Origin of the sequence: Streptomyces sp. NBC_01429 (assembly GCF_036231945.1) — a bacterium.
GTDB lineage: Bacteria > Actinomycetota > Actinomycetes > Streptomycetales > Streptomycetaceae > Streptomyces.
Window position 1 is genome coordinate 1876834 of record NZ_CP109599.1, and the last position, 13167, is coordinate 1890000.

Sequence of the window (13167 nt, forward strand, 5' to 3'; positions counted from 1 at the left end):
CCCCACCGGGCCGGTCGCCGGATCCCGCCCGGGTCCGGCGGACCGCGCTCAGTTCTGCGAGGGAAGCGGCGGCATGCCGCTCCCCGCACCCGGCTCCAGCGCGTCCAGTGCCCGGCGCAGACCGGTGAGTTTGCGCTCCAGATGGGCGGCGGTCGCCACCGCGGAGGCGTCCGCCGCGTCGTCGTCCAACTGCTTGGAGAGCGCTTCCGCCTGCTCCTCAACTGCCGCGAGCCGCGCGGACAGTTCGGCCAGCAGACCGTTCGGTTCTCTGGCCTCGCCCGCCCCGGCGAGCTGAAGTCTGAGCAGTTCGGCCTGCTCCTTCAGCTGGCAGTTCTTCATGTACAGCTCGACGAAGACCGACACCTTGGCGCGCAGCACCCAGGGGTCGAACGGCTTCGAGATGTAGTCCACCGCGCCCGCCGCGTATCCCCGGAAGGTGTGATGCGGGCCGTGGTTGATCGCTGTGAGAAAAATGATCGGGATGTCGCGGGTGCGCTCCCGCCGCTTGATGTGCGCGGCAGTCTCGAACCCGTCCATCCCCGGCATCTGGACATCCAGCAGAATGACCGCGAAGTCGTCCGTCAGCAGCGCTTTGAGCGCTTCCTCCCCTGACGATGCCCGCACCAGCGTCTGATCGAGCGCGGAGAGAATGGCCTCCAGCGCCAGCAGATTCTCCGGCCGGTCATCGACCAGGAGGATCTTGGCCTTCTGCACCATGGCCGCCCGCCCTCCTCGCCCCGGCGCGGGGCGTCCCCTGTTCGCGACGCCCTGCGTAACGCCGGTCGCCGCCCCAGAGGACGACTCCCTTACGCCGTCCGTCCTTGTGCCGGTCATGGTAGCCGCACCCCGCCCGTCGCCACACCCTGTCACTGTGATGTCACTGTGCTTGAAGCGGAAACGTCGCGGAAGCCCAGAAGGTTCCCCGAATACCGGTGGCTCACACGCCCGCAGACACAGTTGGGCTCCATCGCGATCCGATTGTCACGCAGTTCGGTCACTCGCCGTGCATCCACCGCTCCATGACCGACAGCAGATGATCCGGATCGACAGGCTTCGTCACATAGTCGGAAGCTCCGGCGTCCAGGGCCTTCTCCTTGTCGCCCTTCATCGCCTTCGCGGTGAGCGCGATGATGGGCAGCCCGGCGAACTGCGGCATCCGGCGGATCGCCGTCGTCGTCGCGTATCCGTCCATCTCCGGCATCATGATGTCCATCAGAACGACCGTCACATTGTCGTGCTGCTCCAGGACTTCGATGCCCTCCCGGCCGTTCTCCGCGTACAGCACCGAAAGCCCGTGCTGTTCCAGCACGCTGGTGAGAGCGAAGACGTTGCGGATGTCGTCGTCGACGATCAGCACCTTCTCGCCGGTGAACATGAACGTACGGCTCTCCGCGGGCGCCTCCTGCCGCGCTTCGCCAGAAACCTCCTGACGCCCGGGCACAGCGCCCCCCACCGCCCACGGGGCTCCGCCCCCGGACGACACGCCGCCGGACCCGTCAGCAGCCGCTGAAGTCCCCTGCCACGCCTGGGAGCCCTGTCCTCGCCCGGACGCTCCGGTGCCCTGCTCTCCCAGGCCCGCGCCCACACCCTTGCGGCGGCGCCTGAACAGCGCGGCGGGACCCGGCAGCTCCGCCGGGGGCAACGCCTCCGGACGTGCCTGTCCCGTCACCTCGGCCGTGGCGTCCTCCACCGCCCGCGACGGCGACTGCATGCCTGCGGGCGGCAGCTGCGGATAGCCCTGCGGAGGCAGTTGGCTCGGGTGGAGCGGCAGATAGAGCGTGAACGTCGAACCGCGCCCCGGCTCGCTCGCCGCGTGGATCTCTCCGCCGAGCAGCCGCGCGATCTCGCGGCTGATGGACAGCCCCAGCCCCGTACCGCCGTACTTCCGGCTCGTCGTGCCGTCGGCCTGCTTGAACGCCTCGAAGATCACGCGCATCTTGCTCGCCGCGATACCGATGCCCGTGTCGGTCACCGAGAACGCGATCAGATCACCGTCCGCGTCACGCAGCGAACCGGCCTCCAGCAGCTGCTCCCTGATGGCGTCCGGCACATCCGTGCCCGCCGGCCGGATCACCAGTTCCACCGCGCCCCCGTCGGTGAACTTCACCGCGTTGGACAGCAGATTGCGCAGGACCTGGAGCAGCCGCTGCTCGTCCGTGTGCAGCGTCGCGGGCAGCTCGGGCGAGACCCGCACCGAGAAGTCGAGTCCCTTCTCCGCCGTGAGCGGCCGGAACGTCGCCTCCACGTAGTCGACGAGCTGGACCAGGGCGATCCGGGTCGGGCTCACGTCCATCTTGCCCGCCTCGACCTTCGACAGATCGAGGATGTCGTTGATCAGCTGGAGCAGGTCCGACCCCGCGCCGTGGATCGTCTCCGCGAACTCCACCTGCTTCGGGGAGAGATTCGACTCCGCGTTGTCCGCGAGCAGCTTCGCCAGGATCAGCAGCGAGTTCAGCGGCGTGCGCAGCTCGTGCGACATGTTCGCCAGGAACTCGGACTTGTAGCGCATCGAGACGGCGAGCTGCTCCGCCCGCTCCTCCAGCACCTGCCTGGCCTCTTCGATCTCGGTGTTCTTCACCTCGATGTCGCGGTTCTGCTGCGCCAGCAGCTCGGCCTTGTCCTCCAGCTCAGCGTTGGACACCTGAAGGGCCTTCTGCCGGTTCTCCAGCTCCGCCGAACGCTCCCGCAGCTGCTCCGTCAGCTCCTGCGACTGCTTCAGCAGCACCTCGGTCTTCGAGTTGACGCTGATGGTGTTGACGCTGGTCGCGATCATCTCCGCGATCTGGTTGAGGAAGTCCCGCTGGATCTGGGTGAACGGCTGGAACGACGCCAGCTCGATCACCCCGAGGACCTTCCCCTCGAAGAGCACCGGAAGCACGATCACATGCGCCGGGGACGCCTCCCCCAGTCCGGAGGAGATCTTCAGATACCCCGGCGGCACATTGACCTGGATGGTGCGCTTCTCCTCGGCCGCCGTGCCGATGAGCGTCTCACCGGGCCGGAAGGACGTCGGCATCGAACCGGCCGAGTAGCCGTAACTGCCGCGCATGCACAGCTCGTACGAACCGTCCCTGCCGACATCCGTACCGACCTGGGGCACCGTGCCCGTCTGCATCGCCAGGAAGAACGCGCCGTGCTGCGCCGAGACCACCGGGGTCAGCTCGCTCATGATCAGCGAGGCCACGTCCTCCAGGTCGCGCCGGCCCTGCATCAGACCGGAGATCCGGGCGAGGTTGCCCTTCAGCCAGTCCTGCTCCTCATTGGCGAGCGTGGTGTCCCGGAGATTGGCGATCATCGTATTGATGTTGTCCTGGAGGACCTGGATCTCGCCCGCCGCGTCAACGTCGATCTTGAGGTTCAGATCGCCCCTGGTCACCGCCGTGGCCACGGCGGCGATGGCCCGTACCTGACGCGTCAGGTTCCCGGCCATCTCGTTCACCGATTCGGTGAGGTCGCGCCAGGTGCCGTCGACGTCCCGCACCCGCGCCTGACCGCCCAGCTGGCCGTCCGTACCCACCTCACGGGCCACCCTGGTGACCTGGTCGGCGAACGAGGAGAGCTGGTCGACCATCGTGTTGATCGTGTTCTTCAGCTTCAGGATCTCCCCGCGCGCGTCGATGTCGATCTTCTTGGTGAGATCGCCCTTGGCGATGGCGGTGGTGACCGTGGCGATCTGGCGCACCTGACCGGTCAGATTGGACGCCATCGAGTTCACGGACTCGGTGAGGTCCTTCCACGTACCGGAGACGCCGGGCACCCGGGCCTGGCCGCCCAGTTCCCCCTCCGTACCCACCTCGCGCGCGACACGGGTGACCTCGTCCGCGAAGGACGACAGCGTCGTCACCATCGTGTTGACGGTGTCGGCCAGCTCCGCGATCTCGCCGCGCGCCTCCACCGTCACCTTCTTGGTCAGGTCACCGTGGGCGACGGCCGAGGAGACGCGCGAGATATTGCGCACCTGACTCGTCAGGTTGTTGGCCATGGTGTTGACGTTGTCGCTGAGGTCCTTCCAGATCCCGGTGACGCCCCGGACCCTCGCCTGGCCGCCGAGAATGCCCTCCGTACCCACCTCACGGGCGACCCGCGTCACCTCGTCGGCGAAGTTGGACAGCTGATCGACCATCGTGTTGACGGTCGTCACCAGATCGAGGAACTCCCCCCGGGCGTCGACGGTGATCTTCTTGGACAGATCCCCCATGGCTACCGCCGTCGTCACCTCGGCGATATTGCGGACCTGGGAAGTCAGGTTGTTCGCCATGAAGTTGACGGACTGCGTGAGGTCCTTCCAGGTGCCCGAGACGCCCTGCACCTCGGCCTGGCCGCCGAGGATGCCCTCGGTGCCCACCTCGCGGGCCACCCGCGTCACCTGCTCGGCGAAGTCGGACAGCTGGTCCACCATCGTGTTGAGGGTGCTCTTCAGCTCCAGCAGCTCACCGCGCGCGTCCACGTCGATCTTCTGCGACAGATCGCCCCGGGCCACCGCCGTGGCGACCCCCGCGATGCTGCGGACCTGGGCGGTGAGGTTCCCCGCCATGCCGTTCACCGAGTCGGTCAGATCACGCCAGACGCCGGCCACCCCGGGCACCTGCGCCTGACCGCCCAGCCGCCCGTCGGTACCGACCTCGCGGGCGACCCTGGTCACCTGCTCGGCGAAGGCCGAGAGCTGGTCGACCATGGTGTTGATCGTGTTCTTGAGCTCCAGGATCTCGCCGCGCGCGTCCACGTCGATCTTCTGCGACAGGTCACCCCGCGCCACCGCCGTGGTCACCTGCGCGATCTGGCGGACCTGCGAGGTCAGGTTGCCGGCCATGAAGTTGACGGAGTCGGTCAGCTCCTTCCACGTACCACTGACGCCGTCGACCCGCGCCTGACCGCCGAGCCGGCCCTCCGTGCCCACGTCCCGTGCCATGACCGTCACCTGGTCCGCGAACGAGGACAGCTGCGCCACCATCGTGTTGACGGTGTTCTTCAGCTCCAGCATCTCGCCCGCGACGTCCACGGTGACCTTCTGCGACAGGTCACCGTTCGCGACCGCCGTCGTCACCTGCGCGATGTCACGCACCTGACCGGTGAGGTTATGGAAGGCCGTGTTGACGGAGTCCGTCAGGTCCTTCCAGGTCCCCGCCGCCCCCGGCACCTCGGCCTGACCGCCGAGCCGGCCCTCGACGCCGACCTCCCGCGCCACGCGTGTGACCTCGGAACCGAACGACTGGAGCTGGTCCACCATCGTGTTGACGGTGTTTTTCAGCTCCAGCATCTCCCCGGCGACGTCCACGGTGACCTTCTGCGACAGGTCACCGTTCGCGACCGCCGTCGTCACCTGCGCGATGTCCCGCACCTGACCGGTGAGATTGCGGAAGGCCGTGTTGACGGAGTCCGTCAGGTCCTTCCAGGTCCCCGCCGCCCCCGGCACCTGCGCCTGCCCACCGAGCAGCCCCTCGGCCCCGACCTCGCTCGCGACCCGGGTCACCTCGTCCGCGAAGGTGCGCAGCGTCTCGGTCATCTGGTTGATCGTCTCGGCGAGCTGCGCCATCTCGCCGCGCGCGCTGACCGTGACCTTCTGCGACAGATCACCACTGGCGACCGCCGCAGTCACCTCGGCGATGCCACGCACCTGGCTCGTCAGGTTCCCGGCCATCGTGTTCACCGAATCGGTGAGGTCCTTCCAGACCCCGGCGACCCCCGGCACGGTCGCCTGACCGCCCAGCTCGCCCTCGGTGCCCACCTCACGGGCCACCCTGGTGACCTCGGAGGAGAAGGACGACAGCTGATCCACCATGGTGTTGACGGTGTTCTTCAGCTGGAGCATCTCGCCGGCCACATGGACCGTGACCTTGCGCGACAGATCCCCCTTGGCGACGGCCGTCGTGACGAGTGCGATGTCACGCACCTGAGCGGTCAACCGATAGGCCATCGTGTTGACGGAGTCCGTCAGGTCCTTCCACGACCCGGACATCCCGCGCACCGTGGCCTGGCCCCCGAGCTTGCCCTCGGTACCGACCTCCAGGGCCACCCGGGTCACCTCGTCGGTGAACGCGGACAGCTGGTCGACCAGGTTGTTGACCGTACGGGCCACCTTCAGGAACTCGCCGCGCAACGGGCGCTCCGGCCCGTCCGACGACTGGGAGCGCAGCTCCATGCGCTGCTCCAGATCGCCGTCCGCGACCGCGGAGAGCACCCGGCCCACCTCGGAGACGGGCCGCGCCAGATCGTCCACCAGAGCGTTCGACGCGTCGATCGCGGCGGCCCAGGAGCCCTCGCAGGTCCCGGTCTCCAGCCGCTCCGTGAGCTTGCCTTCCCGCCCGACCACGCGCCGTACGCGGGCCAGCTCACCGGTGAGGTGCAGATTGCGGTCGCCGACCTCGTTGAAGACGGCGGCGATCTCCGCCATCACGTCGTCGCCGGAGACGGTCAGGCGTTTACGGAAATTCCCGTCCCGCATCGACACCAGGGCCGTGAGCAGTCTGCTCAGCTCGGCCGCGTCCACTTCGACGGTCCCGCCGCCGCTTCGGGACCGTCCGCCTTTCGCGCGCGTGCTCGTGCCACGCGCTGCCGTGCCAGACTCCACCGTGTCCCTCCCGCAGGGGTTTCCGTACCGTCCGAGCCGTCTCCACAAGCCTGCCCAGTGTTTCACTGCGACTCACTGCCACCACCAACAGTTGGCGCGTGACCACGTGAGCGTCAAATCGTTGAAGCCTACAAGGGCGGTCATGTCCTCGCCCCGACCGCAGGGTCCGGCGAGAGGGCCCTCTCCCTCACGCACCCCCGCAGAGCCGCCGCGCAGGGCCGCGGGCCGCACCTCGGCCGGACCGAGTCGGGACTCCGTCACACGTGGCCCAGGGCGACCGTCTAGCCTGGCAAGCGAATCGAAGCCGCGAGAAACGGGCACAGAACTCGGGGGAGCGACGAAAGACCAATGGGGAGTGCTGTGATCACCGCGCGTGCGGCTGCCACCTTCGACCCGGTAGGGCGGTCCGTGGCGACGGCCCGCGCCTTTGTCCGTGACACGCTCCAGGGGTGGGGGTACTCGGATGTCGTCGACGACGCCGTCGTACTCACCAGCGAACTCGTCACCAACGCGGTCATCCACGCCGGCACCGCCGCCGATGTGCTCTGCCTCCGTACGGAGGACGGCGTCCGTATCGAGGTGGCGGACCGCTACCCGGAGCGCGAGGTGCCCGTCCAGGCGTCGGGCCGGTCCTTCGCCTCCCCCGACCAGGAGAACGGCCGGGGGCTGCTGCTGTGCGCCGCCCTCGCCTCCCGCTGGGGCGTCGAGTACACGCCCACCTTCAAACAGGTGTGGTTCCAGCTCGAACTTCCCCAGCGCCAGGTGGGCACCCGCTCGTCCGGGCCCGTCCTCCCCACCAGCCTGCTGCCCGTCGCCGACGAACGGGTCAGAGTCGCCGTCGTACAGATCGACCGCGGCGGAACCGTCGTCAACTGGAACGAGGACGCCGAGAGCATCTTCGGATACTCCGCCGAGAAGGTCATCGGAAAACCCCTCGCCGACATCGCCGCCTGGCCGCAGACGCCCGGCATCGGCACCGGCTTCGCCGAGGCGCTCCAGCTCTCCCGCTGGGAGGGCAGTTACGGCGTCAGGGGAGCCGACGGCCGCGTCATCCCCGTGTACGCCACCCACCTGCGGGTCCGCGACACCCACGGCGAGCCCTCCACCGTCTGCCTCCTCGTACGGGACTACGAGCGCGCCGTCATCCAGACGCCGCTGCGCGCCCCCGCCACCGATGCCGGCACGGAAAGCCGCGCCGCGGACCCCTTCGAGGTCTTCATCGGCTCCCCCGCCCCCGACGATCTCGACGGGCTCCTCCAGCGCACGGTCGAACGCGCCCGCGACATGCTCGACGGCGACTCGGCCTTCCTGCTGCTCGCGACGGACGACGAGACGGAACTGGAGGTACGGGCCTCCACCGGACTGCCCTCGGCCCGCCAGCGGTTCGCCCGCGTCCCGGTGGAGGCCGGCACGGGACGTTACGGCTCGGCCCGGATGCCCGCCGTCCACGAGGACCTGACGGCCGTCCCCGGCGCCGTTCCCCTCCTCAACAACACCGGGATGCGCTCCGTCGTCACCGTCCCGCTCAAGGTCGAGGGCCGGCTCACGGGATCCCTGGGTGTCGCCGCCGAAGGCGCCGGACGCTACTCGAACGAGGAGGCGCTGCGCCTCCAGTTCGCCGCTGACCGTATCGCCCTGGCCGTCGAATCGGCCCGCCTCGGCGAACTGGAGCGGCTCCGGCGCGGTTCGCTCTCGTTCCTCGTGGAGGCGTCCGACCTCCTCGCCGGCACCCTGGACCGCGATCAGACGCTCGCGCTGATGGCCCAGATGACCGTGCCGACCCTGGCCACTTGGTGCGCCGTCTACACGATCGCGGACCAGGCGTCGGACCCTTACCTCTCCTACGTGCTGCACGAGGACGAGGACCGCATCGACGGCCTCAAGGCCCTTCTCTCCAAGATCGACCCGCCGGAACCGGTTCCGGCGCCGGGCGCCCGCGTCTGGACCGCCCCGGCGGACGCCGCCCACCAGGCGGCGCTGCGTACCTCCATGCGCGATCTGGGCAGAAACTCCGAGCACCCGCTGTCGAGCGTCGGCACGACGCTGGCCACGGCCGCTGCGGTCGGCGGCGAGACCGTGGTCCTGCCGCTGGTGGCGCGCAACCGCGTCATCGGCATGCTGACCCTCGGCAAGCCCTCCGACGACCACTTCCGCCAGGAGATCCTGGAGCTCGCCGAGGATCTCTCCCGCCGAGCGGCGCTCGCCCTCGACAACGCCCGCCTGTACTCGGAGCGCACCGCCATCAGCCAGGCCCTCCAGCGCAGCCTGCTGCCGCCGGGCCTCCCCCAGGTGCCCGGCGTCGAAGTCGACGTGATCTACCGCGCGGCCGGCGAGGGCAACGAGGTCGGCGGCGACTTCTACGACCTGTTCCCGATCGGCGACGACGCGTACGGCTTCGCCATCGGAGACGTCTGCGGTACGGGCCCGGAGGCCGCGGCCGTCACCGGCCTGGCCCGCCACGCGCTGCGCCTGCTGGCCCGCGAGGGCTTCAGCGGCCCGGCGGTCCTGGAGCGGCTGAACGCGGCGATCCTCGACGAGGGCTCCCGCAGCCGCTTCCTGACGCTGCTCTACGGCGAGTTGTGGCCGCAGGAGGACGGCAGCGCGCTGCTCAAGGTGGTCTGCGCCGGCCACCCGCTCCCGCTCCGGCTGCGCCAGGACGGCACGGTGGAACCGGCCGCCGAACCGCAGCCGCTGCTGGGCGTCATGGAGGATCTGGAGCTGTACGAGCAGACGGTCACCCTGGACCCGGGAGACGTCCTCTTGTGCGTCACCGACGGCGTCACGGAGCGCAGGGAGGGCACCCGCATGCTGGGCGACGACGGCCTGGCCGATGTGCTGACGACCTGTACGGGTCTGACAGCGGGCGCGGTCGCCTCCCGCGTGCTGCGAGCCGTGGAACGCTTCGCGGCCGAACCGGCCTCGGACGACATGGCCATCCTGGCCATGCGGGTACCGGAGCCGCTTCCGACCGATCCGCGCTGAGCGAGACAACGAGAAAGGCCCCCGCCAGTCGGCGGGGGCCTTTCTCTTGTTGAGCCCCAATACGGAATCGAACCGTAGACCTTCTCCTTACCATGGAGACGCTCTACCGACTGAGCTATTGGGGCGCGGCAACAAGAAGAAGCATACCCGATGATCAGGCGTGCTCAATACCGGTCGCCATACTGATCCGGCCCGGCTGGGAGCCGGCCCGGGTTGGGAACCGGGCCCCGCGGCTTGGGGACTTTCTGACCGTGAACGCAGAAATGCCCCGCACCATAAGGTGCGGGGCATCCCCACAATAATTGTTCGGCGGCGTCCTACTCTCCCACAGGGTCCCCCCTGCAGTACCATCGGCGCTGTGAGGCTTAGCTTCCGGGTTCGGAATGTAACCGGGCGTTTCCCTCACGCAATGACCACCGAAACACTATGAAGTTAAACAAACACCGGATACGCATCTAATTAAAGACGGTCACGGCTGTTCGTTACTTCAGAACTAACACAGTGGACGCGAGCAACTGAGGACAAGCCCTCGGCCTATTAGTACCAGTCAGCTCCAACCGTTACCGGTCTTCCACATCTGGCCTATCAACCCAGTCGTCTACTGGGAGCCTTAACCCCTCTAGGAGGTGGGAGTCCTCATCTCGAAGCAGGCTTCCCGCTTAGATGCTTTCAGCGGTTATCCTTTCCGAACGTAGCCAACCAGCCATGCCCTTGGCAGAACAACTGGCACACCAGAGGTTCGTCCGTCCCGGTCCTCTCGTACTAGGGACAGCCCTTCTCAAGACTCCTGCGCGCGCAGCGGATAGGGACCGAACTGTCTCACGACGTTCTAAACCCAGCTCGCGTACCGCTTTAATGGGCGAACAGCCCAACCCTTGGGACCGACTCCAGCCCCAGGATGCGACGAGCCGACATCGAGGTGCCAAACCATCCCGTCGATATGGACTCTTGGGGAAGATCAGCCTGTTATCCCCGGGGTACCTTTTATCCGTTGAGCGACGGCGCTTCCACAAGCCACCGCCGGATCACTAGTCCCGACTTTCGTCCCTGCTCGACCCGTCGGTCTCACAGTCAAGCTCCCTTGTGCACTTACACTCAACACCTGATTACCAACCAGGCTGAGGGAACCTTTGGGCGCCTCCGTTACTCTTTAGGAGGCAACCGCCCCAGTTAAACTACCCATCAGACACTGTCCCTGATCCGGATCACGGACCCAGGTTAGACATCCAGCACGACCAGAGTGGTATTTCAACGACGACTCCACCTGAACTGGCGTCCAAGCTTCAAAGTCTCCCACCTATCCTACACAAGCCGAACCGAACACCAATATCAAACTATAGTAAAGGTCCCGGGGTCTTTCCGTCCTGCTGCGCGAAACGAGCATCTTTACTCGTAGTGCAATTTCACCGGGCCTATGGTTGAGACAGTCGAGAAGTCGTTACGCCATTCGTGCAGGTCGGAACTTACCCGACAAGGAATTTCGCTACCTTAGGATGGTTATAGTTACCACCGCCGTTTACTGGCGCTTAAGTTCTCAGCTTCGCCAACCCGAAGATTGACTAACCGGTCCCCTTAACGTTCCAGCACCGGGCAGGCGTCAGTCCGTATACATCGCCTTACGGCTTCGCACGGACCTGTGTTTTTAGTAAACAGTCGCTTCTCGCTGGTCTCTGCGGCCACCCCAAGCTCAGGAAGTAAATTCCATCACCTAGAATGGCCCCCCTTCTCCCGAAGTTACGGGGGCATTTTGCCGAGTTCCTTAACCATAGTTCACCCGAACGCCTCGGTATTCTCTACCTGACCACCTGAGTCGGTTTAGGGTACGGGCCGCCATGAAACTCGCTAGAGGCTTTTCTCGACAGCATAGGATCATCCACTTCACCACAATCGGCTCGGCATCAGGTCTCAGGCTTGTGCTGTCCGGATTTACCTGGACAACGCCCTACACCCTTACCCCGGGACAACCACCGCCCGGGCTGGACTACCTTCCTGCGTCACCCCATCGCTTACCTACTACCACCTTGGATCAGCGGCTCCACCACTCCCCTTTGCCCGAAGGCTCCAGGACGGCTTCACGGCCTTAGCATTAATGGATTCGATACTGGGCGTTTCAAAGCGGGTACCGGAATATCAACCGGTTGTCCATCGACTACGCCTGTCGGCCTCGCCTTAGGTCCCGACTTACCCTGGGCAGATCAGCTTGACCCAGGAACCCTTAGTCAATCGGCGCACACGTTTCCCACGTGTGTATCGCTACTCATGCCTGCATTCTCACTCGTGAACCGTCCACAACTAGCTTCCGCTGCTGCTTCACCCGGCACACGACGCTCCCCTACCCATCACAGTCCCCGTTGGGGGTATGTACTGCAATGACACGACTTCGGCGGTACGCTTGAGCCCCGCTACATTGTCGGCGCGGAATCACTTGACCAGTGAGCTATTACGCACTCTTTCAAGGATGGCTGCTTCTAAGCCAACCTCCTGGTTGTCTCTGCGACTCCACATCCTTTCCCACTTAGCGTACGCTTAGGGGCCTTAGTCGATGCTCTGGGCTGTTTCCCTCTCGACCATGGAGCTTATCCCCCACAGTCTCACTGCCGCGCTCTCACTTACCGGCATTCGGAGTTTGGCTAAGGTCAGTAACCCGGTAGGGCCCATCGCCTATCCAGTGCTCTACCTCCGGCAAGAAACACACGACGCTGCACCTAAATGCATTTCGGGGAGAACCAGCTATCACGGAGTTTGATTGGCCTTTCACCCCTAACCACAGGTCATCCCCCAGGTTTTCAACCCTGGTGGGTTCGGTCCTCCACGAAGTCTTACCTCCGCTTCAACCTGCCCATGGCTAGATCACTCCGCTTCGGGTCTTGAGCGCGCTACTATACCGCCCTATTCGGACTCGCTTTCGCTACGGCTTCCCCACACGGGTTAACCTCGCAACACACCGCAAACTCGCAGGCTCATTCTTCAAAAGGCACGCAGTCACGACTGACAGCACAAGTGCTGCCAGCGACGCTCCCACGGCTTGTAGGCACACGGTTTCAGGTACTATTTCACTCCGCTCCCGCGGTACTTTTCACCATTCCCTCACGGTACTATCCGCTATCGGTCACCAGGGAATATTTAGGCTTAGCGGGTGGTCCCGCCAGATTCACACGGGATTTCTCGGGCCCCGTGCTACTTGGGTGGTTCTCAAACGAGCCGTACAGATTTCAGCTACGGGGGTCTTACCCTCTACGCCGGACCTTTCGCATGTCCTTCGCCTATCCATACGGTTTCTGACTCGCCGACCGGCCGGCAGACCGATCAAAAGAACTCCCACAACCCCGTATACGCAACCCCTGCCGGGTATCACACGCATACGGTTTGGCCTCATCCGGTTTCGCTCGCCACTACTCCCGGAATCACGGTTGTTTTCTCTTCCTGAGGGTACTGAGATGTTTCACTTCCCCTCGTTCCCTCCACACTGCCTATGTGTTCAGCAGCGGGTGACAGCCCATGACGACTGCCGGGTTTCCCCATTCGGACACCCCCGGATCAAAGCTCGGTTGACAGCTCCCCGGGGCCTATCGCGGCCTCCCACGTCCTTCATCGGTTCCTGGTACCAAGGCATCCAC

At 65.8% G+C, this 13167-nt stretch carries 3 protein-coding genes, 1 tRNA gene and 2 rRNA genes (1 of these 6 only partly in view); 1 reads left to right on the top strand and 5 read right to left on the bottom strand.

Features of this window, described 5'->3' with window-relative positions:
* Positions 1 to 48 precede the first annotated feature (48 nt).
* Both OG627_RS07695 and OG627_RS07700 read right to left on the bottom strand, forming a co-directional pair.
* On the bottom strand, positions 49 to 717 hold the full coding sequence (locus tag OG627_RS07695) for a response regulator (RefSeq protein WP_329062748.1): 669 nt from the start codon (positions 715 to 717) through the stop codon (positions 49 to 51).
* Positions 718 to 994: 277 nt separating this feature from the next.
* Entirely contained in the window at positions 995 to 6568 is a 5574-nt protein-coding gene (locus tag OG627_RS07700; RefSeq protein WP_329062749.1) for a hybrid sensor histidine kinase/response regulator, read from the bottom strand.
* A gap of 348 nt (positions 6569 to 6916) precedes the next feature.
* On the opposite strand from OG627_RS07700, the gene OG627_RS07705 reads away from it, so the two are divergent.
* Positions 6917 to 9550 carry a SpoIIE family protein phosphatase gene (locus tag OG627_RS07705; RefSeq protein ID WP_329062750.1) on the top strand — a complete coding sequence of 878 codons (2634 nt, stop codon included), beginning with the start codon at positions 6917 to 6919 and terminating at the stop codon, positions 9548 to 9550.
* 52 nt (positions 9551 to 9602) lie between these two features.
* Here OG627_RS07705 and OG627_RS07710 read toward each other — a convergent pair.
* The 3 genes from OG627_RS07710 to OG627_RS07720 all read right to left on the bottom strand — a co-directional run.
* Positions 9603 to 9675, bottom strand: a tRNA-Thr gene (locus OG627_RS07710).
* A 179-nt stretch (positions 9676 to 9854) separates the two neighbouring features.
* Positions 9855 to 9971: ribosomal RNA gene (rrf, locus tag OG627_RS07715) — 5S ribosomal RNA — on the bottom strand.
* A gap of 96 nt (positions 9972 to 10067) precedes the next feature.
* Positions 10068 to 13167: ribosomal RNA gene (locus OG627_RS07720) — 23S ribosomal RNA — on the bottom strand (it continues 23 nt past the right edge of the window).

What these genes read in the sequence shown, in the direction of transcription:
- OG627_RS07705 (WP_329062750.1), top strand. Translation starts at nt 6,917, where the DNA reads ATGGGGAGTGCTGTGATCACCGCGCGTGCGGCTGCCACCTTCGACCCG.
- OG627_RS07695 (WP_329062748.1), bottom strand. Translation starts at nt 717, where the DNA reads ATGGTGCAGAAGGCCAAGATCCTCCTGGTCGATGACCGGCCGGAGAAT.